This is a genomic window from Cupriavidus necator (genome assembly GCF_040578825.1).
Taxonomy (GTDB): domain Bacteria; phylum Pseudomonadota; class Gammaproteobacteria; order Burkholderiales; family Burkholderiaceae; genus Cupriavidus; species Cupriavidus necator_E.
Window position 1 is genome coordinate 1 of the sequence record NZ_JBEFLI010000026.1, and the last position, 24,252, is coordinate 24,252.

The window sequence follows — 24,252 nt, forward strand, 5'->3', positions numbered from 1 at the left end:
CCCCCCCCGCCCCCCGCGCCCCCCGCGCCCCCCCCGGCGCGGGGGGGGGGGGGGCGGCGCCCCCCCCCCCCCCCCCCGCCGCGGGGGCGCCCCGCCCCCCCCCCCCCCGCGGGGCCGCCCCCCCCCCCCCCCCCCCCCCCCCCCCCCCCCCCCCCCGCGCCCGCGCGGGGGGGCGCGGGGGGGGCCCCCCCCCCCCCCCCCCCCCCGGCGCCGCGCCCCCCCCCCCCCCCCCCCCCCCCCCACCCCCCCCCGCCCCCCCCCCCCACCCCCCCCGCCCCCCCCCCCCCCCCACGCCCCATTGTGATTCATGGGGTGCACCTTTACGGTGCAACGAGCCGCCTGACCGGCCGGATGCGAACGCCGGTGCCCGTTTTTTGCCCGATTGCCGGCCGCAGCAGCCGGGTTTTCAGACTCCTGAAAGCAAACTGAGGCAAAATTCTATTTTTCGCCTAGTTTGCTGCCCTGCTGTGACCCAGCAGGCGGATATCCCCCCACCGTTCGAGGATCTGAGAGAAGCAATGAGTACCCAGCAACCCACCATCATCTACACGCTGACCGACGAAGCTCCGCTGCTGGCGACCAGTGCGTTCCTCCCGATTATCCAGACCTTTACCAAGCCCGCCGGCATCAACGTCACCACCAGCGACATCTCGGTGGCGGGCCGCATCCTGGGCGAGTTCCCCGAATTCCTGACCGAAGCGCAGCGCGTGCCGGACAACCTGGCCGAGCTGGGCAAGCTGACGCAGCTGCCGGATACCAACATCATCAAGCTGCCGAACATCAGTGCCTCGGTGCACCAGCTGGTCAGCGCCATCCGCGAACTGCAGGGCAAGGGCTACAAGGTGCCGGACTATCCGGAAGACCCGAAGAACGACGAAGAGAAGGCCATCCAGAAGCGCTATTCCAAGTGCCTGGGCTCGGCCGTGAACCCGGTGCTGCGCGAAGGCAACTCCGACCGCCGCGCCCCGGCCGCCGTCAAGAACTTCGCGCGCAAGCACCCGCACAGCATGGGCGAGTGGAGCATGGCCTCGCGCACGCACGTGGCGCACATGAAGCACGGCGACTTCTACCACGGCGAAAAGTCCATGACCCTGGACAAGGCGCGCGACGTCAAGATGGAACTGGTCACCAAGAGCGGCAAGACCATCGTGCTCAAGCCCAAGGTCTCGCTGCAGGACGGCGAGATCATCGACAGCATGTTCATGAGCAAGAAGGCCCTGTGCGCCTTCTATGAAGAGCAGTTCGAAGACGCCCGCAAGACCGGCGTGATGCTGTCGCTGCACGTCAAGGCGACCATGATGAAGGTGTCGCACCCGATCGTGTTCGGCCACGCCGTCAAGATCTTCTACAAGGAAGCCTTCGCCAAGCACGGCGCGCTGTTCGACGAACTGGGCGTGAACGTCAACAACGGCCTGGTCAACCTGTATGAGAAGATCGAGTCGCTGCCCAGCTCCAAGCGCGAAGAGATCATCCGCGACCTGCACGCCTGCCACGAGCATCGCCCGGAACTGGCGATGGTGGATTCGGCCAAGGGCATCTCCAACCTGCACGCGCCGAACGACGTGATCGTCGATGCGTCGATGCCGGCCATGATCCGCATCGGCGGCAAGATGTGGGGCGCCGACGGCCGTCCGAAGGACACCAAGGCCGTGATCCCGGAAAGCACCTTTGCCCGCATCTACCAGGAGATCATCAACTTCTGCAAGACCAACGGCAATTTCGACCCGACCACCATGGGCACCGTGCCCAACGTCGGGCTGATGGCGCAGAAGGCCGAAGAGTACGGCTCGCACGACAAGACCTTCGAGATCACCGAAGACGGCGTTGCCAACATCGTCGACCTGGCCACCAATGAAGTGCTGCTGACGCAGAACGTCGAGCAGGGCGACATCTGGCGCATGTGCCAGGTCAAGGACGCGCCGATCCGCGACTGGGTCAAGCTGGCCGTCACGCGCGCGCGCAACTCGGGCATGCCGGCCGTGTTCTGGCTGGACCCGTACCGTCCGCACGAGGCCGAGCTGATCAAGAAGGTCGAGGCCTACCTGAAGGACTACGACACCAGCGGCCTGGACATCCAGATCATGTCGCAGGTGCGCGCCATGCGCTACACGCTGGAGCGCGTGATCCGCGGCCTGGACACCATCTCGGTGACCGGCAACATCCTGCGCGACTACCTGACCGACCTGTTCCCGATCATGGAACTGGGCACCAGCGCCAAGATGCTGTCGATCGTTCCGCTGATGGCCGGCGGCGGCATGTATGAAACCGGCGCCGGCGGCTCGGCGCCGAAGCACGTCAAGCAGCTGGTGGAAGAGAACCACCTGCGCTGGGATTCGCTGGGCGAGTTCCTGGCGCTGGCGGTGTCGCTGGAAGATGTCGGCATCAAGACCGGCAACGCCCGCGCCAAGATCCTGGCCAAGACGCTGGATGCCGCCACCGGCAAGCTGCTCGACAACAACAAGAGCCCGTCGCCGAAGACCGGCGAGCTGGACAACCGCGGCAGCCAGTTCTACCTGGCGATGTACTGGGCGCAGGAACTCGCCGCCCAGTCGGACGACGCGGAACTGGCTGCCAGGTTCGCGCCGCTGGCCAAGACGCTGACCGACAACGAGCAGAACATCGTGGCCGAACTGGCCGCGGTGCAAGGCAAGCCGGTCGACATCGGTGGCTACTACCAGCCGGACGCCGCCAAGCTCAGCGCCGCGATGCGCCCGAGCCAGACGCTGAACGCCGCGCTGGCCGCCGTGGCTGCCTGATTGGCAACCTGAGCTGCAGCCTGATCGGCCCGGCCCGCAAGGCCGGCTGGCTGATCACAACCCCGGGCCCATGCCTGTGCCTTGCCTTGCCGGTTGATCGGCAGGCAGGCGCTGCAAGGTCCGGGGTTTTTTATTGCGGCGCCGTTGGCGGGGGTTCCGCTTCGCTTTGCATCTGCCAGCCCTGTTCGGACCCGGTCTTCTGGTCGCGATAGGTCCATCGCGTGTCGCAGTCCTGGCACACAAAGGTGCTGATGGTGACCGCGGCCTTGCCCGGCGGCTTGATACGCTGGGTATCGGTGATGCGCAGCGCCGCGTGCCCGGGCGCACCGCGCAGGTGAAGTTCGATGGCCTGGCAGGCAGTGCAGAGTGTCATCCGTATCTGATCCGTTTGATGGGCCACTGTAGCACGCGTATGCTTGGCGGCTCGCTGCAAGCCCCGATATGCGCTACGCATGCGCACGTGCGCCAGCGCGCCGTTGCCACAACCCTCAACCCGCACATTACGCACTGTTTTCTGCCGATTCGGCGAAGTTCGTTGACACGGTGGGGGAGGCACCTGTATAAGTGTGAGTGCAGGATCAATCAAGCAGCAACCTAGAAGTCCAGGTGCTTGCCCACACGGCGCCACTTTTTCTCCTTGTGTCTTCCTTGATCGTCATGCCTTCCCGACGCTTTTGTCGGGCGAGAAACAATTATTGAGGAATCCAACATGGAAACCGGTACCGTCAAGTGGTTCAACGATTCGAAGGGTTTTGGCTTCATTACGCCTGATGCAGGCGGCAACGACCTGTTCGCGCACTTCTCCGAAATTCAAGGCAGCGGCTTCAAGTCGCTGGCAGAAGGCCAGAAGGTTCGCTACGTCGCCGGCGTTGGCCAAAAGGGCCCGGCCGCGACCAAGATCGAGCCGATCTGAGTCGTACGCCTGAACTGAGCGCCACGGCGCCAGTGCAATGAGAAAAAGCTCCGCTTTGGCGGAGCTTTTTTCTTTCTGTTCCCGCCATTTGCCGCGATTTCCCGCGATGGTGAAATAAAGCCACTGCGGGCCCGGCAACAGGCGTAGAGTGGGAGCAACACCACCAAGACGGCGGAGGCTGCCATGGATATCTATCCAGCTGCGACTTACAAGGGATATGACCTTTATCCCCTGGTCTACAAGCATGCCGTCACCCGCGTATGGCCCGAACCGCGGCCCGACCGTTCGTTCGATGCCGCGGTGGTGATCTGCGCCGAGGGCGAATCGCCCGAAGGCGCCCAGGCGCGTACGTTCCGCCTGCAAGCGGCGCCCTGGGACAACGTCGGTGGCGCGCGCCGCGGCGCGCTGCGCTATGCCGAGGCCATCATCAACGGCACGGTGCCGGGGATGTCGGTGGCAGCGGCCGCCATGCCGATGACGCCCTGAGCGTCTGTCACGCGCTGGTGCCGGTGTTCCGGCGCCATTGAACAACCTTTTTCATCAGCGCGGCACGATGCCGCATGGAGCCGCCGTGAGCGACAGTAGTCCGAGCCGCAGTCCCGGCAACAATATCCCCGGCAGCACGCCGTTTGCCAGCTACAAGGGTTTTGACCTTTATCCGCTGGTCTACCGCCACCGGCCCGAGCAGACCTGGCCCCGCACCCGCCCCGACAGCAGTTTCCTCGCATCGATCGTGATCTGCCGTGAAGGCTATCGCCCCGGCGGCGATCATGCACGCGTGTTTCCCATGGCCGAGGCCCGCTGGGAGAACATCGGCACCGCGCGGCGCGGCGCGCTGCAGTTCGGCGAAGACATCATCAACGGGCTGGTTGCAGGGGAGTCGGTGGCGACGCTGTAGCGGCGCCGGCTGTCACGCGGCAACAGAGCATCCGTCAGACTGCAAGGAGTCCGTTCATGGACATGCGTACGGGATCATCCGGTTTTCTGTGCACGTTGCCCGGCGAGGGCAAAGGCATCACCTATCACGTGGCAGTCTGCTTTATCGATGCGGAACGTCCTACCGGCGTGCTGTTCACCAGCTTCGTGGGCGTGGGGCGGAGGTCGTTCGGCGTGCTTGCCGAGCCCGGCGCATTGCAGGGCCAGCTAGCCGCCAGTGGCGAGGCGCTGTGCCGCCTGGCCATCGGCCAGGTGGTGCGCGACCAGCTTCATGACAAGGCGCGCGAGGGCGACTATGTGCTCGACCTCGCTGCCGTGCCATGGGACGGCGAGCTGAGGACGGTCGGCGCGGGGCTCAGGACGGCCCGGCCGCATGTGCGCGTGCTTGGGTAAGGCGCCGGCCGCAACGGCCACGCTATCTTACCTGACTGCCGAATATCAGATCTTGAACACCGGGGCGCCGTGGCGCTCCAGCAGCGCTTCGATCAGCGCCATGTCGGCGATTTCGGGGGTGCGGTCTTCCACCGCGCGCGACGGCCCGCAATAGGTGGCCGTCACATGACGCCTGACGGTCAGCACGCCGGCCGCGGGCGGCGGCACTTCCACCGCTCGCCACGGTGCATGCCGGTAGCTGCCTTCCTGCCAGCCTTCCGGCGTCAGGTGCATGGCTTCCCATTCTTCGATGACGGACATGATCGGTTCTCCTTTGCTGAGAGATGAATCGTTGCGGGACGGCACGCGCCGGCGCGGCGCATGCCAGGACGAGGACGCGCCGGCTTACGACTTGTGCCGGTAATTGATGCGTCCCTTGGTGAGGTCGTACGGCGACATCTCCAGCGTGACGCGGTCACCGGCCAGCACGCGGATGCGGTTCTTCTTCAGTCGCCCGGACGAATACGCCCAGACTTCAAAGCCGTTTTCCAGGATCACGCGGAAACGGTTGTCGGGCAGGACTTCGGATACCTTGCCGCCAAATTCGACCAGTTCTTCTTTTGCCAAGGAGGCTCCTTGCTGTAGCCGCGCCGGCATGGCGCGAGCTGTTGTGATGGCCTTGCCGGCCAGGTGAGGGTGCTTACTGCTGGCGCAGGCGCGCCGCGGCATGTTCGCCGGCACGGCGTGCCGCCTGCCTGGCGCGCGCTTCGGAGCGGTGCGTATCGTGGCGCATGGCCACGTTGGCAACGATGCGCTCGGCGCCGTTGCGGTACTCCGCGATCATGTAGGTCGCGAACCAGAGGCCGGGTTCCTGCTGGATCGGATAGACGGAAACGGTGTACGGGCTGTGACTGCGGTGATGGCTGAGGTGTTGGTTGCTTTGCTTCAATGTGTTGCCTGTTCATGGGCGCGGCCGCGCGCGGCGCGGTGCATCGGTGCGATGCATGCGGCGCAAGGTGGCGACCGTTCGCCGTTGCTGTAGGCCAGCGTCGTGGCCGGCGCGAGGCGCGGGCGGGGAGTCTGGCGTGAAGTGGACCATGCCTGCGCAAGCCGATACGCCAGGTACAGGCGCGATCGTTGCGGAGCGGACGTGCCGCCGGTCGGAAAGGGTGGTGGGCCAATCGTGAATCGTGTCGTCGATCCGGCCCGTGAAGAATCGGGTGTACTTCCCCGATTTGCCGCGGCTGTATGTCTTGTTGGGGTGTTCCGCGGCTGACGCAACGGGGTCGGGCGTGCTGCCGATCCGTGCGGAGGAAGGCCGATGATACCACGTAGGGCGCTTTCCTGCCCGGGTGACGGGCGCTGCCCCTGTAGCGGTGCCCTGTGCGTGGCTCAGTCTTCGCGGATCTGCGCAAAGCGCACGGTCAGGAAATCGATCAGCTCGCGCACCGATGGCAGCAGGCCACGGCGCGAGGGGAACACGGCGTGGATCATGCCGCCCTTGACCGACCAACCCGGCAGGATCTTCACCAGCCGGCCGCTGCGCAGCTCGTCGCTGACCATCATCGTCGGCAACTGCACGATGCCGGCACCGGCGAGCGCGGCGGCGCGCAGCATGATCATGTCGTCGGTGACCAGCCGCGGCTTGTGGGGCAGCTCGGCGCTGGCGCCGTCGGGGCCCTGCAGCGACCAGGTGTGCAGCGCGCGCGGCGGGCCCGAGTCCAGCGTCGGCAGCGCATTGAGGTCCGCCGGCGCGGACACCGTGCCGCGTCCCGCCATCAGCGACGGACTGGCCACGATGCACCAGGCGCGCTCGGCCAGCACGCGCATCACCAGGTCGCTGTCCTCCAGTGGCGGCACCCGCACGCGGATCGCCAGGTCCACCCCTTCGGCAACCACGTCGACACGCCGGTTGGTGGCCTCCAGATGCACCGTGACCTTGGGGTTTGCCGCCAGGAAGTCCGCGATCATGTCGCCCACGCGCGTATGCAGCAGCGCCACGGGGCAGGTCATGCGCACCAGCCCGCTGGGCTCGGCGCGCGTGCGCTCGATCGCGCTCTCCGCCGCCTCCGCTTCCACCAGCATCGCCTTGCAGTGCGCGTAGTAGGTCTGGCCCAGCTCGGTCACCGAGAAGCGGCGCGTCGAGCGCTGGATCAGCCGCACGCCCAGCCGCTCTTCCAGCAGCGCCACGCGCCGGCTGAGCTTGGACTTGGGGATGCCAAGCACGCGGCCCGCGGGCGCAAAGCCCTGATGGTCGACCACCTGCGCGAAGTAGTACAGGTCATTGAGGTCTGGATGCAAGGCCGGGCTCCTGTCGTCCTGTCAGTAGGACGCTGAGGGCCGATTTTCCGGCCTAGCGGGGTGTTCTGCCAAGACCTAAGCTTTTGCCACGGTCGGCACCGCACTGCCGGAGCCGACGGATCGTCAACCTCTGCCAAGGAGAATGCGCAATGACTACTCCCGCCAATTTCGACGGCAACCGCCCCGTGCTTGACCCCGCCGATACGGCCATGCTGCTGATCGACCACCAGAGCGGCCTGTTCCAGACCGTGGGCGACATGCCGATGCCGGAACTGCGCGCCCGCGCTGCCGCGCTGGCAAAGATGGCCACGCTGTGCAAGCTGCCGGTGATCACCACGGCGTCAGTGCCGCAGGGCCCCAACGGCCCGCTGATCCCGGAGATCCACGAAAACGCGCCGCACGCAAAGTACGTCGCGCGCAAGGGCGAGATCAATGCCTGGGACAACCCCGACTTTGTCGCCGCGGTGCGCGAGACTGGCCGCAAGACGCTGATCATTGCCGGCACCATCACCAGCGTGTGCATGGCGTTCCCGTCGATCAGCGCGGTGGCCGATGGCTACAAGGTGTTCGCGGTGATCGATGCGTCGGGCACGTATTCCAAGATGGCGCAGGAAATCACGCTCGCGCGCATCGTGCAGGCTGGTGTGGTGCCGATGGATACCGCCGCTGTGGCCTCTGAGCTGCAGCAGACGTGGAACCGTCCGGATGCGCAGCAATGGGCCGAGGTTTATACGCAGATCTTCCCGGCGTACCGCCTGTTGATCGAAAGCTATACCAAGGCGCAGGAAGTTGAGAAGAAGCACGAGGTGCTGGATTCGCAGCGCTGATCCCTCGTGCGGGACATCGAGCCGGACAAGTTCAAGAACAACGTGCTGGCACTGGCCGACCTCGCCAAGTACTTCAAGCTGCCGACTATCCTGACCACCAGCTTCGAGGACGGCCATACAGCATACAGCGACACGGCATAGCGTGCCGCCGGTTTGCTCCCCTCTCACGCTTGCGAGAGAGGGGCAGGGGGTGAGGGCAGGCATGTCTGCTACGACGCAACACCTTGGTCCGCGAAGGCCCGACCCTCACCCTAGCCCTCTCCCACAAGTGGGAGCGGGGACCGGTTGGTGGCAGAGAAAGCGATTTCGCTTCGCTCAAGCCTCCTTTACCGCAGCCACAGGCACAGGCGCCGCGCTAATCCCCGCCTGCGCCGACGCCGACCTCCGATTGTCAATCAGCGACACCGCCAGCACCGCAATCACTGCCGGAATCGCGATCGCCATGAAGTTCTGCTGCAACGGCAGCGACATCCCCACAAGAACGCCGATCACGATCGGCGCCAGGATTGCGCCGCTGCGGCCCACGCCCGAGGCCCAGCCGATGCCGGTGCCGCGCACCGCCATCGGATAGAACTGCCCCGCGTACGCATAGGTAACGATCTGCGTGCCGATGGTCGAGGCACCGGCCAGCCCCACCACGACAAACAGCGCGGCACTCGGCATCGGATATCCCAGCAGCGTGATCGACACCGCGGCGAGCGAGTACATGCCGATCAGCACGTACTTGATCGGCAGCCGGTCCGCCAGCCAGCCGCCACCGATCGCACCGATCATCGCGCCGAAGTTCAGCACCAGCACGAAGGTCAGCGCCGAGCCCAGGCTGTAGCCGGCACCGGCCATCAGCTTGGTCAGCCACGAGCTGAGCGCGTACACCATAAACAGGCACATAAAAAACGCCACCCAGAACATCACCGTGCTGAAGCCGCGGCCGTCCTGGAACAGGCGGCGGATCGGCGCGCTGCCGGCCTTGTCGTCAGCGGCCAGCGTGAACACGTCGCCGGCCTGCGCGCGGTACGACGGCACCAGCCGCGACACCACTGACTGCAGCGCAGCGGTCTGGCCGGTGCGGATCAGGTAAGGCATCGACTCCGGCAGCGAGCGCAGCACCAGCGGGATCATCAGCACCGGCAGGCCCGCGGCAAGAAACACCGACTGCCAGCCATAGCTCTCGATCAGTCCCTTGCCCAGCAGCGCGGCCAGCATGCCGCCGACCGAATAGCCGCTGAACATCAGCGTCACCAGTGTGCCGCGCAGCTTGCGCGGCGAGTACTCGGTCATCTGCGCCACCACGTTGGGCATCACGCCGCCGATGCCCAGCCCTGCGAGAAAGCGCGTGATGCTGAATGTCACCGGGTCGCTGGTAAAGCCCGCCGCCGCGGTGAAGATACTGAACAGCGCAATGCAGATGGCGATCGCGCGCCGGCGGCCGATGCGGTCGGCCACGGTGCCGAGGAAAATCGCGCCGAACATCATGCCGAACAGCGCCGAGCTGACCATAAAGCCCGCGCTGGTGGCGGTCACGCCCATCTGTTTCATGATCGATGGCAGCGCGATGCCGGCCACGGCCAGGTCATAGCCGTCGAAGATGATGATCAGCGCGCACCAGAACAGGATGAGCGCGTGGAAGCGGTTGAAGCGGGCCTCGTCGGCCAGCTTGTGGACATCGATATGACGCATGGTTTGTCTCCGGTATGGTGGTATGGCGGGGCGGCCGGCGTTGCCGGTCATGCCACCGCGGCGGCGCGCTCTTCGGCGGCCTTCAGTTCGCGCTCGCGCAAGACGAAGCGCTGGATCTTGCCCGTGGCGGTCTTGGGCAGTGTCTCGACAAACTCGATCGCACGCGGGTACTTGTAGGGGGCCAGGCGCTCCTTGACGAAGGTCTTCAGCTCGCCATCGCCTAGCTGCGCGCCGGCCTTCAGCACCACGAAGGCCTTGGTCTTGAGCAGCCCTTCATGATCCGGCACGCCGATTACCGCGGCTTCCAGCACGGCGGGGTGCTGCACCAGCGTGGCCTCCACCTCGAACGGCGATACGTAGATGCCGCTGACCTTGAGCATGTCGTCGCTGCGCCCGGCGTAGCTGTAGCTGCCGTCGGGATTGCGCAGGTACTTGTCGCCGCTCCTGGTCCAGCCGCCGCGGAAGGTCTCGCGCGATTTCTCGCGGTTGGCCCAGTACATCATCGCGGCGCTGGGCCCCTGGATATAGAGTTCGCCGATCTCGCCATCGGGCACCGCGCGGCCTTCTTCGTCGCGCAGTTCGATGGCGTAGCCCGGCACCGGCCAGCCGGTGGTGCCGTAGCGCACCTGGCCGGGGCGGTTGGACAGGAAGATATGCAGCATCTCGGTGGAGCCGATGCCGTCGATGATCTCGCAGCCGAAATGCGCGGTGAAGCGCTGGCCGATGTCGGCGGGCAAGGCTTCGCCCGCGGACGAGCACAGCCGCAGCGCTACCTCGCCGCGCGCGGGCAGCGCCGGCGACGCCAGCATGCCGGCGTAGCCTGTGGGCGCGCCGAAGAACACGGTCGGCTTTTGCTCGCGCCAGCGGCGGAAGGTGGCTTCCGGCGTGGGCCGCTCGGCCATCAGCACTACCGTTGCGCCCACGCTGAGCGGAAAGCTCAGGCCGTTGCCAAGCCCGTAGGCAAAGTACAGCTTGGCCGCGGAAAAACAGATGTCCTGCTCGTGCAGGCCCAGCACCGGTCCCGCATACAGTGCCGCGGTCCAGTACGGATTACCGTGGCTGTGCACCACGCCCTTGGGCTTGCCGGTCGAGCCGGACGAGTAGAGCCAGAAGCCGGGGTCGTCCGCGCTGGTGGCGGCAGGTTCCGCCAGCGGCATTTGCGCGGCAAGCACCGCATCCAGTCCGACCATGCCGTCGGGCACGGCGCCGTGCGCGCGCGACACGAACACCTGCCTGACTTCGTGATCGGGGCGCGCCAGCGCATCCTGCAGCACCGGCAGCAGCGCGCCCGACACCAGCACCGCCTGCGCGCGGCTGTGCTGCAGCATGTAGGCGTAGTCGTCGGCGGTCAGCAGCGTGTTGACGGCCACGGGCACGATGCCCGCGTACATCGCCCCGAGGAAGCACACCGGCCAGTCGCTGCAGTCGTGCATCAGCAGCAGCACCCGCTCCTCGCGGCGGATGCCGGCGCCGAGCAGTGCGGCGGCCATGCGGCGCACCTGTTGGTCAAGTTCGCCGTAGGTGAGCTGGCCGTCGTCATCGATATAGGCAGTCTTGCCGGCGCGCTGCGTATTGCCTGCGAGCAGGTATGCGGCAAAGTTGAAAGGCGTGCCCGGTGGCTGGACGGTGCGTTCAGCAGTCGTGGCGGTCATGCGTGTCTCCCCGTTTCTGGTGTACGGTGCGTGTGCTGCGTGCCGCCATGCGGACGTGGCGGCGCGCGGATGTGGAGGCTGGGGCCAGGTCGCTCAGGCGAGGCCGCCGAGCACCGCGGTGCTGGCCTGGATCGCGCTGCGCCGGTGATAGAAGTTCAGCGCGCGCAGGCCGCCCAGTTCTTCGCCGCCGCCGGCGCGGCCGGGGCCGCCGTGCAGCGATTGCGGCATCACGTTGCCGTGGCCGGTGTGGAGTTGCGCCACGTCGGGCGAGATCACATGGACGCGGCCGTGGCTGTCGGCCAGCTCCACCGCGGCGGCGCCCAGCGCGGCAGCATCGCTGCCATAGAGCGATGCCACCAGCGAGCCCTGGCCGCGGCGCACCAGCGACAGCGCGTGGGCGGTATCGCGATAGGGCAGCAGCGTGGCGACCGGGCCGAACACTTCGGTGTCGTGGACGACATCGGCGGCGTCGGCATCGGTGACGCCAAACAGCGCCGGGCCGAGGCAGCAGGCCACGGCGGCATCGGCATCGACCAGCGGCTGCCGCGTGCCGTCATGCAGCACCTGCGCGTGCTGGCGCAGGTTCTCCAGGCCCGCTTGCACGGCACGGAACTGCGCGCGGCTGACCAGCGCGCCCATGCGCACCGTGTCGCTGCGGGGATTGCCGACGGTTACCTTGGACAAGCGCGCGCCGATCGCTTCGGCGGCCTGCCCATACAGCGCATCGGGCACGAACACGCGCCGGATCGCGGTGCATTTCTGGCCCGACTTGACCGTCATCTCGCGCACCACTTCCTTGACCAGCAGGTCGAAGGCGGCGCTGTCGGAGCCGTCCTGCGGCAGCAGCACCGCGGAGTTGATGCTGTCGGCCTCGATATTCACGCGCACCGAGCGTTGTGCGATGGCCGGATGCGAGCGGATCACGGCAGCCGTATCGGCCGATCCGGTGAACGACACCACATCGAACGGTTGCAGCTGATCGAGCAACCCGGCCGAGCTGCCGCACACCACCGACAGCGCCCCGGCCGGCAGCACGCCAGCCTCGACCACGTCGCGCACCATGCGCTGCGTCAGCCATGCGGTTGCCGTGGCGGGTTTGACGATCACCGGCACGCCCGCCAGCAATGCGGGCGCGGCCTTCTCCCACAACCCCCAGCTCGGAAAGTTAAAGGCATTGATCAACAGCGCCACGCCGCGCGTGGGCACCAGCACATGCTGCGACTGGAACAGCGGATCCTTGCCAAGGCGCGCGGCCTCGCCATCAAGCAGGTAATGCCGGTCACCGAGCGTGTCGCCCAGCTTCGCATAAGTGCCCAGCGTGAAGATGCCGCCATCGATATCGACTGCCGAATCGTTCTTCACCGTGCCGCTGTTGGCGGTGGCAATCTCGTAGTACGCATCGCGGTTGGCCTGCAGCACCTTGACCACATCGGCCAGCAGCGCCGCACGCTGGCGGTAGTTCAGCGCGCGCAGTGCCGCGCCACCTTGTTCGCGCGCAAAGGCAAAGCCCGCCGCAAGGTCCAGCCCGGTGGCATCGACGCGCACCAGCTCATCGCCCAGCACCGGGTCGAACAGCGCCGTGCCGGCACCGCTGCCGGTTTGCCACTTGCCGCCGAGGTAGTTGGAAAGCAATTCAGTCATGACGGATCTCAGCGCGTGAAGTCGATGCGGCCTTCCGGCAGCAGGTAGAGCACCAGCGCGCGGCCGTTGCTGACGGTGGGGCGATGGGCGCTGCCCGGTGGGCACACGAGCCACCCCGCGGGGCGACCGTCGAACCGCGCATCGCCTTCGAGCGGCATGATCAGGTCGATCTCGCCATTGGGATGGGTATGGTGCGGGCCGGCAATGTCCTGCATGTCGACCACGTCCACCGAGAAGCCGTGCAGGTCGTCGGCGGGCTTGAAAATGCGGCCGTAGCGGATGCCGCCGCCTTCGCGCTCGCACAGCCAGCCTTCGGCTACGCCTGCCTGGCAGGCTTGCTTCAGGTTTGCATAAGTGAGGCTGCCGGCGCCATGCTCGGCATTGAGCCAGGCGTCGAGTGCGGCATCGAGCGGGCGGCCGGCCAGTTGCGCGGTGAGCTGCGCGATCTGGCTGCGGAATTCGGTCGGTGACATAAGTGAGGGGGCTCCGTCTGATTCGCCAGTTGCTATCGCTGACGTCATGCATTATTGTGCATGTATGAAAAATAGGACCACCGAGAAATCATGTCAAGCACTATATTGCATGAATCTGGGTTAACCCGGGATGAACACCTGCAAGATGATGCCGGCGTCGCCGCCGCCAATGGCGCGGATAAAAACCCGTTCCTGGTCGCGCTGGGCGAGCGCGTACGCGAACTGCGCGCCCGCCGCGGCCTGACGCGCAAGGCAGCGGCGCAGGCGGCCGGGGTGTCGGAGCGCCACCTGGCCAATCTGGAATATGGCAGTGGCAACGCCTCGATCCTGGTGCTGCAGCACATCGCCGATGCCTTGCAGTGCTCGCTGGCCGGCCTGCTCGGCGACGTGACCACGTCCTCGCCCGAATGGATCCTGTTGCGTGAGCTGCTGGAACATCGTGATGAAGCCACGCTGCGGCGCGTGCGCATTGCCGTCGGCGAAATGCTCGGCACCGGCGGCGAGAACGCCGAACAGGCCGCGCGCAGCCCGCGTGTGGCGCTGATCGGCCTGCGCGGCGCCGGCAAGACCACGCTGGGCGGCATGCTGGCCGAGGATCTCGACTTTCCCTTTGTCGAGCTGAGCCGCGAAATCGAGAAGTTTGCCGGCTGCAGCATTGCCGAGATCCAGGGCCTGTACGGCATGAACGCTTACCGCCGCTACGAGCGCCGCGCGGTGGAAGAAGCCATCCAGATCTATCCCGAAGCCGTGATCGCTACGCCTGGCGGACTGGTGTCGGATCCGGCCACCTTTAATTTGCTGCTGGCCCACTGCACCACGGTCTGGCTGCAGGCCGACCCCGAAGACCATATGGAGCGCGTGCGCGCGCAGGGCGACTTCCGGCCAATGGCGGCCAGCAAGGAGGCGATGGAAGACCTGCGCCATATCCTGGCGGGCCGGGCGGCGTTCTATTCCAAGGCGGAGTTCTCGCTCAATACCAGTGCACAGCCGCTGGAGCCGACCTTTGCCGCGCTGCGCGAGCTGGTACGCAAGGCGCTGCAGATGCCGGTGTGATGGCTGAAACGCAATAGACCGGAAGAGTGGGCAGCGGCAGACACTTCTCAAGGAATCTGCACAATAGTGCTTGCAGGAAATCTGTTTGATGAACTATAGTTCGTCTCACCAGATTCTTGTCCATGCACGATAGTGCAGTTCCGCAGAGGAGACAACGCCGTGACCATCGCCCCCCGCGTCGACTACCAGACCGACCCTTCCCAATACAAGCACCTGAAGCTGAAGTTCGAGGGCCCCCTCGCCACGCTGGCGGTGGACATCGACGAGAACGCCGGCCTGCGTCCTGGCTACAAGCTCAAGCTCAACAGCTACGACCTCGGCGTCGACATCGAACTGAACGATGCGCTCAACCGCATCCGCTTCGAGCATCCGGAAGTGCGCACCGTGGTCGTCACCAGCGGCAAGGACAAGGTGTTCTGCTCCGGCGCCAATATCTTCATGCTGGGCGTCAGCAGCCATGCGTGGAAGGTCAACTTCTGCAAGTTCACCAACGAGACCCGTAACGGCATCGAGGATTCCTCGCAGCACAGTGGCCTGAAGTTCCTGGCCGCGGTCAATGGCGCCTGCGCCGGCGGCGGCTATGAACTGGCGCTGGCCTGCGACGAGATCCTGCTGGTGGACGACCGCTCGTCGGCCGTCAGCCTGCCGGAAGTGCCGCTGCTGGGCGTGCTCCCCGGCACCGGCGGCCTGACCCGGGTGACCGACAAGCGCCATGTGCGCCATGATCTGGCCGATATCTTCTGCACCACCACCGAAGGCGTGCGGGGCCAACGCGCCAAGGACTGGCGCCTGGTCGACGATATCGCCAAGCCCGCCGTGTTCGCGCAGAAGGTGCAGGAGCGCGCGCTGGCGCTGGCCGCGCAAAGCGATCGTCCGGCCGATGCGCAGGGCGTGGCGCTCCGGCCGATCGAGCGGACGATCGAAGCGGATGCGCTGCGCTATACGCATGTGACGGTCGAGATCGATCGCGCCGGCCGTACCGCGACCTTCACCGTGAAGGCGCCCGTCGGTGCGCAACCGCAAAGCATCGAAGAGATCGTCGCCACCGGCGCCGCATGGTATCCGCTGCAACTGGCGCGCGAACTGGACGACGCGATCCTGTCGATGCGCACCAATGAACTCGACATCGGCACCTGGCTGATCAAGACCGCCGGCGACGCCGCCGCGGTACTGGCCAACGACGCCACGCTGCTGGCGCACAAGGACCACTGGCTGGTGCGCGAGACCATCGGCCTGCTGCGCCGCACGCTGAGCCGCCTGGACGTGTCGTCGCGCAGCCTGTTCGCGCTGATCGAGCCGCAATCGTGTTTCGCCGGCACCTTCCTGGAACTGGCGCTGGCCTGCGACCGCAGCTACCACCTGGCGCTGCCGGACGACGAGGCGCGCGCGCCGAAGATCACCGTGGCGGAAGTCAATTTCGGCCTGTACCCGATGGCCACCGGCCAGAGCCGCCTGGGTCGCCGCTTCTATGACGAACAGCCCGCGCTGGATGCCGTGCGCGCCAAGGCCGGCCAGCCGCTCGATGCCGATGCCGCCTACGCGCTGGGCCTCGTCACCGCCAACCCCGACGATATCGACTGGACCGACGAAGTGCGCATCGCGCTGGAAGAGCGCGTGGCGATGTCGCCCGACGCGCTCACCGGCATGGAAGCCAACCTGCGCTTCAACGGCCAGGAAAACATGTTCACCCGCATCTTCGGCCGCCTGACCGCGTGGCAGAACTGGATCTTCCAGCGTCCCAACGCGGTGGGCGACAAGGGTGCGCTCAAGGTCTACGGCAAGGGCGACAAGGCCGCCTTCGACTGGAACCGCGTCTGATCCAGCCTCACACGACAACCGAATCGTCCCACGAAGGAGACCACCATGTCCGGCATCAACTACAGCGACAAGATCCCCAACAACGTCAACCTGAGCGAAGACCGCACCCTGCAGCGCGCGCTCGAGCAGTGGCAGCCCAACTACCTGAGCTGGTGGAACGACATGGGCCCGGAAGGCTCGCACAGCCATGACATCTACCTGCGCACCGCCATCAGCGTCGATCCGCAGGGCTGGGCGCACTTCGGCCACGTCAAGATGCCGGACTACCGCTGGGGCATCTTCCTGAACCCGGCCGAAGCCAACCGCAAGATCCATTTCGGCGACCACAAGGGCGAAGACGCCTGGCAGGACGTGCCCGGCGAATACCGCGCCAACCTGCGCCGCATCATCGTGACGCAGGGCGATACCGAACCGGCGTCGGTCGAGCAGCAGCGCCACCTGGGCCTCACCGCCCCCAGCATGTACGACCTGCGCAACCTGTTCCAGGTCAACGTGGAAGAGGGCCGCCACCTCTGGGCCATGGTCTACCTGCTGCACAAGTACTTCGGCCGCGACGGGCGCGAGGAGGGCGAAGCGCTGCTGGAGCGCCGCAGCGGCCAGCAGGACAATCCCCGCATCCTGCAGGCGTTCAACGAGCAGACGCCGGACTGGCTGTCGTTCTTCATGTTCACCTACTTCACCGACCGCGACGGCAAGTTCCAGCTGTGCGCGCTCGCCGAAAGCGCCTTCGATCCGCTGGCGCGCACCACCAAGTTCATGCTGACCGAGGAAGCGCACCACATGTTCGTGGGCGAGTCCGGCGTGTCGCGCGTGATCCAGCGCACCTGCCAGGTGATGAACGAACTCAAGACCGACGATCCCGCCAGGCTGCGCGCGGCCGGCGTGATCGACCTGCCGACGCTGCAGCGCTACCTGAACTTCCACTACAGCGTCACCATCGACCTGTTCGGCGCCGATGAGTCGAGCAACGCCGCCACCTTCTACAGCACCGGCCTGAAAGGCCGCTACGAAGAAGGCAAGCGCATGGACGACCACGTGCTCAAGGGCCAGACCTACCGCATCCTGCAGGCGCAGAACGGCCAGCTGACCGAGAAGGAAGTGCCGATGCTCAACGCGCTCAATGAAGTGCTGCGCGACGACTACATCAAGGACAGCATGGGCGGCGTGGAGCGCTGGAACAAGGTCATCGAGAAGGCCGGCATCCCGTTCCGCCTGAAGGTGCCGCACAAGGCCTTCCACCGCAATATCGGCGCGCTGGCCGGCGTCAAGGTATCGCCGGACGGTCGCGTGATCTCCGACGCCGAATGGCGCGACTTCCGCGACCAGTGGCTGCCCAGCGAAGGCGACCGCGCCTTTGTCGCCAGCCTGATGGGCCGCGTGGTCGAGCCGGGCAAGTTCGCCAACTGGATCGCGCCGCCGGTAATGGGCATCAACCGCCAGCCGGTGGATTTCGAGTACGTGCGCTTCAACTGATCTACAGGGCTTTTTTCCGCGCTGCCGGTTTGCTCCCCTCTCCCGCATGCGGGAGAGGGGCGGGGGTGAGGGCGGGAGTTTCAACGAAGCGCCGGTGCTTAAACCACCCCTCACCTGCCCTCTCCCCTGAGGGGAGAGGGGAACACCGAGGGCAGGGATGTAGGCCCTATGCCCTGGAAGCATGCTGAATCATCCGGAGACCGCCATGGACATGGCAGAAATTCAAGTCATCAAGCAGCACCTGATCGATCCCGAGATCTGCATCCGCTGCAACACCTGCGAAGCCACCTGCCCGGTGGGAGCGATCACGCACGATTCACGCAACTATGTGGTCGATGCCGACAAGTGCAACCTGTGCATGGCCTGCATTTCACCGTGCCCGACGGGCTCGATCGACAACTGGCGCGCCATGCCGCGGCTGCGCGCCTACAGCATCGAAGAACAGTTCGGCTGGGATGCGCTGCCGGAAGAGTTGTCGCCTGAGCAACTGGCTGACCTTGCGCCCGGCGCCGACGTGCAAACCGCAGCGCCCGAAGCCGCCGTATCGCCGCTGGCCGGCACCGGCGAAGAAGTGTTCAACAGCACCCGCTACGGCGCCACCGTACCGCCGTGGTCCGCCGCGCATGCCTACACCAACCTGTACGGCGCCAAGTCCGCGGACAAGACCATCACCGCAACCGTGACCGGCAATGTGCGCGTAACCGAAGTCGGCCGCGAGTACGACACCCACCATATCGTGCTCGATTTCGGCACCACGCCGTTCCCGGTGCTGGAAGGCCAGTCCATCGGCATCGTCCCGCCGGGCACCGACGCCGGCGGCCGCCCGCACCATGCGCGCCAGTACTCGATCGCCAGCCCGCGCAACGGCGAGCGTCCCGGCTACAACAACCTGTCGCTGACCATCAAGCGCGTGCTGCAGGATCATGACGGCAACCCGGTGCGCGGCGTGGCCTCCAACTACATGTGCGACCTCAAGGTCGGCGACAAGGTGGAAGTGATCGGACCGTTCGGCGCCAGTTTCCTGATGCCCAACCACCCGCGCTCCAGCATCGTGATGATCTGCACGGGCACCGGCAGCGCGCCGATGCGGGCCATGACCGAATGGCGCCGGCGCCTGCGCAAGGCCGGCAAGTTCGATGGCGGCAAGCTGATGTTGTTCTTCGGCGCGCGCACGCAGGAGGAGCTGCCTTATTTCGGCCCGCTGCAGAACCTGCCCAAGGACTTTATCGACATCAACCTGGCGTTCTCGCGCACCGCCGGGCAGCCGAAGCGCTATGTGCAGGACCTGATGCGCGAACGCGCGGCGGACCTGGCGGCGTTGCTGGCGAGTCCCGATACGTACTGCTATGTGTGCGGGTTGAAGAGCATGGAAGAGGGCGTGGTGCTGGCGTTGCGCGATGTGGCGCAGCAGGCCGGGTTGAATTGGGAGTCGCTGGCGGAAGGGCTGAAGCGCGACGGGCGGTTGCATCTGGAAACGTACTAAGCCGGTATCCATTCCCACAGACGCGCTCCCTCTCCCGCGCGCGGGAGAGGGAGCAGACAAGCGGGCTGCGGGACGTCAGGTGTGTGTAAAGCGCTTGTGCAGCTCACGCTTCGCGTCCAGCAGCACACCATCTGCGGCCTCAACCACCGCGTGCAGATGCGCCTCGCTCGCATCCAACAACGCCGCATACATCGCACTACACACGCCCCGCGCCGTCCGCCCCGGCCAGTCCTGCGGCAGCAGCGCCTCCGGCAAGTTGGGATCGCGCAGCAGCACGCGCCGATACTCATGCACCAGCAACGTCCGCACAAAGAACGCATCGGCCGGCGCGAACTGCGCCGCGTCCTCCGCCAGCGGTGAAAACCGCCGCAGCAGCGCCTGCCACGCGTCGGCCACATCGCCCAGCTTGAAAGTCTGGTGCATCAGCGCCTGCAAAGGCCGCAGCGAGAACGCCTCCAGGCTGCTGGCCTCCATCACCGCCACATATTCCTGCGCACGCGCCGCCTGGATGATCTCGCGCAGCGAGGCCAGGTCGGCATTGGGGTGCGCCAATACGCCGGGCGCGATCGCGCCGAATCCTTCCCACAGCAGTTCCCGCTTCAGCTTCTGCCGCACCGTGGCGCGTACATCACCGCGCACCAGCACCAGTGTCCAGCGCCCGTCCCATTCCGGCGCGTCGCCCGCATAGATGCGCTTGCCCGCGTGCAGCACGCGCTGCAAGCCGGCTTCGGACAGCCCGTAGTAACTGCGCCGGCCAATGCGCGTGGCGGCCAGCCAGTCGTCGGCGGTCAGGCGGAAGGTGGCAGTGCGCACCAGCCGGTCATTGATGCCGAACGGCGCCGCCAGCCGGATCAGGCTGCCCAGCCACACCGCCTGCGGCCGCGGCGCGACCACATCGCCGAACAGCGTGACCAGCAGCGAATTGGCGCCCAGCTTGAGCCCACGTGCCAGCCGCGCCACGCGGGGAGAAACCTGGTCGGTATCCGGGAGAGTCGGCATCGGGGTCTCGCAAAGTGATACACAAACGTCGATTGCTTGAATCAAATTGTATCACTACCATGCATTTCAACTTACGAGATTGACGCGGATCAAGCCCTCGAGCACGACCAAAACAAGTGGAGCAGGCGATGTACGCACAGCTGGTGGAAACAGGAGCAACAAGGCTCCGCGCGATAGAAGACATGGATCCGCAGGAGCGCGAGTTCCAGGCCCGCGTGGATGCCGGCATCAAGATCGAGGCCAAGGACTGGATGCCCGAGGCGTATCGCAAGACGCTGGTCCGCCAGATCTCGCAGCACGCGCATTCCGAGATCGTCGGCCAGCTGCCCGAGGGCAACTGGGTCACGCGCGCCCCCACGCTGGCGCGCAAGGCGGTGCTGCTGGCCAAGATCCAGGACGAGGCCGGCCATGGCCTGTACCTGTACAGCGCGGCCGAGACGCTGGGCGTGTCGCGCGACCAGATGCTGGGCGACCTGCACACCGGCAAGGCCAAGTACTCCAGCATCTTCAATTACCCCACGCTCGGCTGGGCCGATATCGGCATGATCGGCTGGCTGGTGGACGGCTCGGCCATCATCAACCAGGTGCCGCTGTGCCGCTGCTCGTTCGGCCCGTATGCGCGAGCCATGGTGCGCGTGTGCAAGGAAGAATCCTTCCACCAGCGCCAGGGCTACGACATCCTGCTGTCGCTGTGCAACGGCACGCCGGAGCAGAAGCAGATGGCGCAGGACGCGCTCAACCGCTGGTGGTGGCCGGCGCTGATGATGTTCGGCCCGTCCGACGGCGATTCGCCCAACAGCGCGCAATCGATGCAATGGCGCATCAAGCTGTTCTCCAACGACGAGCTGCGCCAGAAGATGGTCGACCAGACCGTGCCGCAGGCCGAATACCTGGGGCTGACCATTCCCGATCCGGCGCTGAAGTGGAACGAAGAGCGCGGCCACTATGACTTCGGCGAGATCGACTGGTCCGAGTTCTACAACGTGATCCAGGGCAACGGCCCTTGCAACCGCGACCGCCTGCGCACCCGCGTGCAGGCCTGGGAAGACGGCGCGTGGTTCCGCGACGCGCTGGTGGCCCACGCCGACAAGCACGCGCAGCAGGCCGCCGCCTGACCCCGCGGCGCCCGGCGCCGCTCCCCATCGAACACGTATGACACAGGAGGTTGCCATGAAAGAGTGGCCGCTTTGGGAGATCTTTATCCGCAGCCAGCACGGCCTGGCCCACAAGCACGTGGGCAGCCTTCACGCGCCCGACGGCGAAATGGCGATCAACAATGCCCGCGACGTCTACACGCGCCGCAACGAGGGCGTCAGCGTCTGGGTGGTGAAGGCCGGCGACGTGGTCGCCAGCAGCCCCGGCGACAAGGGCCCGCTGTTCGAGCCGGCCAACAGCAAGGTCTACCGCCACCCGACGTTCTTCCCGATGCCGGAAGCGGTCAAGCACATCTGATACGGCGCGCATCATGGACAACCACAAGCTCGCTCATCTTCACGAGTACCTGCTGCGCCTGGGCGACACCACGCTGGTGCTCGGCCAGCGCCTGTCGGAATGGTGCGGCCGCGGTCCGGCGCTGGAAGAGGACATCGCGCTGACCAACGTCGCGCTCGACCTGGTGGGGCAGACCCGCCTGTGGCTGGGCTATGCCGCCGAGGTGGAGGGCGCGGGGCGTACCGCCGACCAGCTTGCCTACCTGCGCGACGCGCAACAGTTCCGCAACCTGCTGCTGGTGGAGCAGCCCAACGGCAGCTATGCCGATACGCTGGCGCGCCAGTTCCTGTTCGACGCCTGGCATTACTTCGCGCTGGAGGGCCTGCAGCGCTCGACCGATGCGCGCATCGCCGAGATCGCCGCCAAGTCGCTCAAGGAAGTCACCTACCACGTGCGCCGCAGCGCGGACCTGGTCGTGCGCCTGGGCGACGGCACCGAAGAGAGCCACCGCCGCATGCAGGACGCCTTCGACGACCTGTGGATGTTCACTGGCGAACTGTTCGAGGCCGATGCGGCCGAGGCCGCGCTGGTGCGGGACGGCGTGATGCCGGATCCGGTCTCGCTGGCCGAGCCCTGGCAGCGCTACGTCACTGACGTGCTGGCAGAAGCCACGCTGCGCGTGCCCGCCAGCCAGTGGGCGCAGAGCGGCGGCCGCCATGGCCGCCATACCGAACACCTCGGCTATCTGCTGGCCGAAATGCAGTTCCTGCAACGCGCCTATCCCGGCGCGCAGTGGTGAGCGCCATGACCGCGCAAGCGCTGGCACGCCCCGCCCTCGAACAGGTCTGGCGCTGGCTCGATACGGTGCCCGATCCGGAGATCCCGGCGATTTCCGTGGTGGACCTTGGGATCGTGCGCAACGTGGTGTGGGTCGGTGAGACCTGCGTCGTCACCATCACGCCGACCTATTCCGGCTGCCCGGCGATGACGGTGATCCGCGAAGGCATCGAAAGCGCGCTCGCGGCACACGGCGTGGATTCCGTGCGGGTGCAGACGCAACTGGCGCCGGCCTGGACCACCGACTGGATGACCCCGCGCGGCAAGGCCAGCCTGACCGGCTACGGCATCGCGCCGCCGGCGCAGCAGGTGATCGACATCAGCGGTATCAGCCGCAAGGCGGCGTCCGCGCTGGTGGTGGCCTGCCCGCACTGCGGCTCGCGCCATACGCGGCTGGTCAGCCAGTTTGGCTCGACCGCGTGCAAGGCGCTGTACCGCTGCGGCGACTGCAAGGAACCGTTCGATTATTTCAAGGCGCATTGAGCCATGAGCAAATTCCATGAACTGACCGTGGCCTCGGTCACGCGCGAAACCCGCGACGCCGTGGCCGTCACCTTCGCCGTGCCGGATGAACTGGCCGACACCTACCGCTACGTGCAGGGCCAGCACCTGACGCTGCGCACCGGCATCGGCGGCGAGGACGTGCGCCGTTCCTACTCGATCTGCTCGGCGGTGCAGGACGAACAACTGCGCGTGGCGATCAAGCGTGTCGACGGCGGCCTGTTCTCCAACTGGGCCAACGAGCAGCTGCAGCCCGGCATGAAGCTGGAAGTGATGCCGCCGTCCGGCCACTTCAACGTGCCGCTGTCCGCCACGCACGCCAGGCACTACGTGGCCTTCGCCGCTGGCAGCGGCATCACGCCGATGCTGTCGATCATCAAGACCACGCTGCAGGCCGAGCCGGAAAGCCGCTTCACCCTGTTCTACGGCAACCGCGCCTCGTCGTCGGTGTTGTTCAAGGAAGAGCTGGAAGACCTGAAGGACAGCTACCTGCAGCGCTTCAACCTCGTGTTCGTGCTCAGCCGCGAGCAGCTTGATATCGACCTGTTCAATGGCCGTATCGATGGCGAGAAGGTCAATGCCTTGCTGAAGCACTGGGTGAAGCCACAGGACATCGACGTCGCCTTTATCTGCGGCCCGCATTCGATGATGGAAGAGGTGTCGCAGGCGCTGCAGGACAACGGCGTCGACAAGGCCCGCATCAAGCGCGAACTGTTCGCCACCAGCATCCCTTCGGCGCGCCCGGCGGCGCATGCGCACAAGCAGGCCGGCCAGCAGCAGTGCGAGGTCACCGTGATCCAGGACGGCCGCACGCGCAGCTTCACGCTGGAGAAGAACAAGGAGACCGTGCTGGACGCGGCGCTGGCGCAAGGCATCGAGCTGCCTTACTCGTGCAAGGGCGGGGTCTGCTCGACCTGCCGCTGCAAGCGCATCGAAGGCGAGGTCGACATGGACGTCAACTTCGCACTGGAAGACTACGAAGTCGCGCGCGGCTTCATCCTGAGCTGCCAGAGCTATGCCGTCAGCGACAAGCTGGTGATCGACTTCGACCAGGAAACCTGAAGCGTCTCCTGTCATCCCCAAACATTCAGAACCCATTTCGCCCCCGG

The 24,252-nt window shown here is 66.2% G+C and carries 25 protein-coding genes and 1 pseudogene; 16 read left to right on the forward strand and 10 right to left on the reverse strand.

What is annotated here, in order from left to right; translation table 11 throughout:
* Positions 1-518 precede the first annotated feature (518 nt).
* Positions 519-2,756, forward strand: a complete 2,238-nt coding sequence (locus tag AB1I47_RS14810) for an NADP-dependent isocitrate dehydrogenase (protein ID WP_354684500.1) — start codon at positions 519-521, stop codon at positions 2,754-2,756.
* 130 nt (positions 2,757-2,886) lie between these two features.
* Here AB1I47_RS14810 and AB1I47_RS14815 read toward each other — a convergent pair whose 3' ends face one another.
* Positions 2,887-3,129 (reverse strand): hypothetical protein, encoded by a 243-nt coding sequence (locus tag AB1I47_RS14815; protein ID WP_354684501.1) that lies wholly within the window; start codon positions 3,127-3,129, stop codon positions 2,887-2,889.
* Positions 3,130-3,465: 336 nt separating this feature from the next.
* Between AB1I47_RS14815 and AB1I47_RS14820 the strand changes: the two genes are divergently transcribed.
* From AB1I47_RS14820 to AB1I47_RS14835, 4 genes are all read left to right on the forward strand, one after another.
* Positions 3,466-3,669: a cold-shock protein gene (locus AB1I47_RS14820; RefSeq protein ID WP_012356438.1), complete on the forward strand. Its 204-nt coding sequence runs from the start codon at positions 3,466-3,468 to the stop codon at positions 3,667-3,669.
* A gap of 183 nt (positions 3,670-3,852) precedes the next feature.
* A complete protein-coding gene (locus AB1I47_RS14825) occupies positions 3,853-4,155 on the forward strand; it encodes a hypothetical protein (RefSeq protein WP_354684502.1) in 303 nt (100 codons plus the stop codon).
* Positions 4,156-4,240: 85 nt separating this feature from the next.
* Positions 4,241-4,567, forward strand: coding sequence for a hypothetical protein (locus AB1I47_RS14830; protein ID WP_354684503.1), 327 nt, complete (start codon positions 4,241-4,243; stop codon positions 4,565-4,567).
* A gap of 56 nt (positions 4,568-4,623) precedes the next feature.
* The gene (locus AB1I47_RS14835; protein WP_354684504.1) at positions 4,624-4,998 is read left to right on the forward strand and encodes a hypothetical protein; all 375 of its coding nucleotides are present in this window, start codon (positions 4,624-4,626) and stop codon (positions 4,996-4,998) included.
* A gap of 45 nt (positions 4,999-5,043) precedes the next feature.
* Here AB1I47_RS14835 and AB1I47_RS14840 read toward each other — a convergent pair whose 3' ends face one another.
* The 4 genes from AB1I47_RS14840 to AB1I47_RS14855 all read right to left on the reverse strand — a co-directional run bounded on the left by AB1I47_RS14840 (position 5,044) and on the right by AB1I47_RS14855 (position 7,278).
* Positions 5,044-5,298: a translation initiation factor 1 gene (locus AB1I47_RS14840; protein ID WP_354684505.1), complete on the reverse strand. Its 255-nt coding sequence runs from the start codon at positions 5,296-5,298 to the stop codon at positions 5,044-5,046.
* An 84-nt stretch (positions 5,299-5,382) separates the two neighbouring features.
* Complete coding sequence (gene infA / locus AB1I47_RS14845) at positions 5,383-5,604, reverse strand: translation initiation factor IF-1 (protein ID WP_008646230.1); 222 nt, start codon at positions 5,602-5,604, stop codon at positions 5,383-5,385.
* 73 nt (positions 5,605-5,677) lie between these two features.
* A complete protein-coding gene (locus AB1I47_RS14850; RefSeq protein ID WP_354684506.1) occupies positions 5,678-5,926 on the reverse strand; it encodes an isochorismatase in 249 nt (82 codons plus the stop codon).
* 443 nt (positions 5,927-6,369) lie between these two features.
* Positions 6,370-7,278, reverse strand: a complete 909-nt coding sequence (locus tag AB1I47_RS14855) for a LysR family transcriptional regulator (protein ID WP_354684507.1) — start codon at positions 7,276-7,278, stop codon at positions 6,370-6,372.
* Positions 7,279-7,427: 149 nt separating this feature from the next.
* On the opposite strand from AB1I47_RS14855, the gene AB1I47_RS14860 reads away from it, so the two are divergent.
* Positions 7,428-8,105, forward strand: coding sequence for an isochorismatase family protein (locus tag AB1I47_RS14860; RefSeq protein ID WP_354684508.1), 678 nt, complete (start codon positions 7,428-7,430; stop codon positions 8,103-8,105).
* Positions 8,106-8,219, forward strand: a pseudogene (locus AB1I47_RS14865) (hydrolase); the annotation flags it as partial. It lies immediately after the preceding gene.
* A gap of 201 nt (positions 8,220-8,420) precedes the next feature.
* Here the strand turns inward: AB1I47_RS14865 and AB1I47_RS14870 are convergent.
* From AB1I47_RS14870 to AB1I47_RS14885, 4 genes are all read right to left on the reverse strand, one after another.
* Positions 8,421-9,782: an MFS transporter gene (locus AB1I47_RS14870; RefSeq protein ID WP_354684509.1), complete on the reverse strand. Its 1,362-nt coding sequence runs from the start codon at positions 9,780-9,782 to the stop codon at positions 8,421-8,423.
* A 47-nt stretch (positions 9,783-9,829) separates the two neighbouring features.
* A complete protein-coding gene (locus AB1I47_RS14875) occupies positions 9,830-11,434 on the reverse strand; it encodes a benzoate-CoA ligase family protein (RefSeq protein WP_354684510.1) in 1,605 nt (534 codons plus the stop codon).
* A gap of 93 nt (positions 11,435-11,527) precedes the next feature.
* On the reverse strand, positions 11,528-13,075 hold the full coding sequence (locus AB1I47_RS14880) for a 3,4-dehydroadipyl-CoA semialdehyde dehydrogenase (RefSeq protein ID WP_354684511.1): 1,548 nt from the start codon (positions 13,073-13,075) through the stop codon (positions 11,528-11,530).
* A gap of 8 nt (positions 13,076-13,083) precedes the next feature.
* On the reverse strand, positions 13,084-13,548 hold the full coding sequence (locus AB1I47_RS14885; RefSeq protein ID WP_354684512.1) for a DUF4863 family protein: 465 nt from the start codon (positions 13,546-13,548) through the stop codon (positions 13,084-13,086).
* Between the two features lie 90 nt (positions 13,549-13,638).
* Between AB1I47_RS14885 and AB1I47_RS14890 the strand changes: the two genes are divergently transcribed.
* From AB1I47_RS14890 to boxA, 4 genes are all read left to right on the forward strand, one after another.
* A complete protein-coding gene (locus AB1I47_RS14890; RefSeq protein ID WP_354684513.1) occupies positions 13,639-14,601 on the forward strand; it encodes a helix-turn-helix transcriptional regulator in 963 nt (320 codons plus the stop codon).
* Positions 14,602-14,760: 159 nt separating this feature from the next.
* Complete coding sequence (gene boxC / locus AB1I47_RS14895) at positions 14,761-16,419, forward strand: 2,3-epoxybenzoyl-CoA dihydrolase (RefSeq protein ID WP_354684514.1); 1,659 nt, start codon at positions 14,761-14,763, stop codon at positions 16,417-16,419.
* Between the two features lie 45 nt (positions 16,420-16,464).
* On the forward strand, positions 16,465-17,892 hold the full coding sequence (boxB, locus tag AB1I47_RS14900) for a benzoyl-CoA 2,3-epoxidase subunit BoxB (RefSeq protein WP_354684515.1): 1,428 nt from the start codon (positions 16,465-16,467) through the stop codon (positions 17,890-17,892).
* A 205-nt stretch (positions 17,893-18,097) separates the two neighbouring features.
* The gene (gene boxA / locus AB1I47_RS14905; protein WP_354684516.1) at positions 18,098-19,375 is read left to right on the forward strand and encodes a benzoyl-CoA 2,3-epoxidase subunit BoxA; all 1,278 of its coding nucleotides are present in this window, start codon (positions 18,098-18,100) and stop codon (positions 19,373-19,375) included.
* Between the two features lie 75 nt (positions 19,376-19,450).
* Here boxA and paaX read toward each other — a convergent pair whose 3' ends face one another.
* A complete protein-coding gene (paaX, locus tag AB1I47_RS14910; RefSeq protein WP_354684517.1) occupies positions 19,451-20,374 on the reverse strand; it encodes a phenylacetic acid degradation operon negative regulatory protein PaaX in 924 nt (307 codons plus the stop codon).
* 128 nt (positions 20,375-20,502) lie between these two features.
* Here paaX and paaA point away from each other — a divergent pair, with 128 nt between their 5' ends.
* From paaA to paaE, 5 genes are read left to right on the forward strand one after another with little or no spacing between them, the layout of a single operon-like run.
* On the forward strand, positions 20,503-21,489 hold the full coding sequence (gene paaA, locus AB1I47_RS14915; RefSeq protein ID WP_354684518.1) for a 1,2-phenylacetyl-CoA epoxidase subunit PaaA: 987 nt from the start codon (positions 20,503-20,505) through the stop codon (positions 21,487-21,489).
* 55 nt (positions 21,490-21,544) lie between these two features.
* Entirely contained in the window at positions 21,545-21,826 is a 282-nt protein-coding gene (gene paaB / locus AB1I47_RS14920) for a 1,2-phenylacetyl-CoA epoxidase subunit PaaB (protein WP_010809321.1), read from the forward strand.
* A gap of 13 nt (positions 21,827-21,839) precedes the next feature.
* Positions 21,840-22,604 (forward strand): 1,2-phenylacetyl-CoA epoxidase subunit PaaC, encoded by a 765-nt coding sequence (gene paaC / locus AB1I47_RS14925; protein ID WP_354684519.1) that lies wholly within the window; start codon positions 21,840-21,842, stop codon positions 22,602-22,604.
* A 5-nt stretch (positions 22,605-22,609) separates the two neighbouring features.
* Positions 22,610-23,125 (forward strand): 1,2-phenylacetyl-CoA epoxidase subunit PaaD, encoded by a 516-nt coding sequence (gene paaD, locus AB1I47_RS14930; RefSeq protein WP_354684520.1) that lies wholly within the window; start codon positions 22,610-22,612, stop codon positions 23,123-23,125.
* A 3-nt stretch (positions 23,126-23,128) separates the two neighbouring features.
* On the forward strand, positions 23,129-24,205 hold the full coding sequence (paaE, locus tag AB1I47_RS14935) for a 1,2-phenylacetyl-CoA epoxidase subunit PaaE (protein ID WP_354684521.1): 1,077 nt from the start codon (positions 23,129-23,131) through the stop codon (positions 24,203-24,205).
* Positions 24,206-24,252 lie beyond the last annotated feature (47 nt).

What these genes read in the sequence shown, in the direction of transcription:
- AB1I47_RS14825 (WP_354684502.1), top strand. Translation starts at nt 3,853, where the DNA reads ATGGATATCTATCCAGCTGCGACTTACAAGGGATATGACCTTTATCCC.
- AB1I47_RS14860 (WP_354684508.1), top strand. Translation starts at nt 7,428, where the DNA reads ATGACTACTCCCGCCAATTTCGACGGCAACCGCCCCGTGCTTGACCCC.
- boxB (WP_354684515.1), top strand. Translation starts at nt 16,465, where the DNA reads ATGTCCGGCATCAACTACAGCGACAAGATCCCCAACAACGTCAACCTG.
- paaB (WP_010809321.1), top strand. Translation starts at nt 21,545, where the DNA reads ATGAAAGAGTGGCCGCTTTGGGAGATCTTTATCCGCAGCCAGCACGGC.
- AB1I47_RS14820 (WP_012356438.1), top strand. Translation starts at nt 3,466, where the DNA reads ATGGAAACCGGTACCGTCAAGTGGTTCAACGATTCGAAGGGTTTTGGC.
- AB1I47_RS14815 (WP_354684501.1), bottom strand. Translation starts at nt 3,129, where the DNA reads ATGACACTCTGCACTGCCTGCCAGGCCATCGAACTTCACCTGCGCGGT.
- AB1I47_RS14880 (WP_354684511.1), bottom strand. Translation starts at nt 13,075, where the DNA reads ATGACTGAATTGCTTTCCAACTACCTCGGCGGCAAGTGGCAAACCGGC.
- AB1I47_RS14810 (WP_354684500.1), top strand. Translation starts at nt 519, where the DNA reads ATGAGTACCCAGCAACCCACCATCATCTACACGCTGACCGACGAAGCT.
- paaX (WP_354684517.1), bottom strand. Translation starts at nt 20,374, where the DNA reads ATGCCGACTCTCCCGGATACCGACCAGGTTTCTCCCCGCGTGGCGCGG.
- paaE (WP_354684521.1), top strand. Translation starts at nt 23,129, where the DNA reads ATGAGCAAATTCCATGAACTGACCGTGGCCTCGGTCACGCGCGAAACC.
- paaC (WP_354684519.1), top strand. Translation starts at nt 21,840, where the DNA reads ATGGACAACCACAAGCTCGCTCATCTTCACGAGTACCTGCTGCGCCTG.
- AB1I47_RS14870 (WP_354684509.1), bottom strand. Translation starts at nt 9,782, where the DNA reads ATGCGTCATATCGATGTCCACAAGCTGGCCGACGAGGCCCGCTTCAAC.
- AB1I47_RS14840 (WP_354684505.1), bottom strand. Translation starts at nt 5,298, where the DNA reads ATGTCCGTCATCGAAGAATGGGAAGCCATGCACCTGACGCCGGAAGGC.
- boxA (WP_354684516.1), top strand. Translation starts at nt 18,098, where the DNA reads ATGGACATGGCAGAAATTCAAGTCATCAAGCAGCACCTGATCGATCCC.
- paaA (WP_354684518.1), top strand. Translation starts at nt 20,503, where the DNA reads ATGTACGCACAGCTGGTGGAAACAGGAGCAACAAGGCTCCGCGCGATA.
- AB1I47_RS14885 (WP_354684512.1), bottom strand. Translation starts at nt 13,548, where the DNA reads ATGTCACCGACCGAATTCCGCAGCCAGATCGCGCAGCTCACCGCGCAA.
- AB1I47_RS14835 (WP_354684504.1), top strand. Translation starts at nt 4,624, where the DNA reads ATGGACATGCGTACGGGATCATCCGGTTTTCTGTGCACGTTGCCCGGC.
- AB1I47_RS14875 (WP_354684510.1), bottom strand. Translation starts at nt 11,434, where the DNA reads ATGACCGCCACGACTGCTGAACGCACCGTCCAGCCACCGGGCACGCCT.
- paaD (WP_354684520.1), top strand. Translation starts at nt 22,610, where the DNA reads ATGACCGCGCAAGCGCTGGCACGCCCCGCCCTCGAACAGGTCTGGCGC.
- AB1I47_RS14890 (WP_354684513.1), top strand. Translation starts at nt 13,639, where the DNA reads ATGTCAAGCACTATATTGCATGAATCTGGGTTAACCCGGGATGAACAC.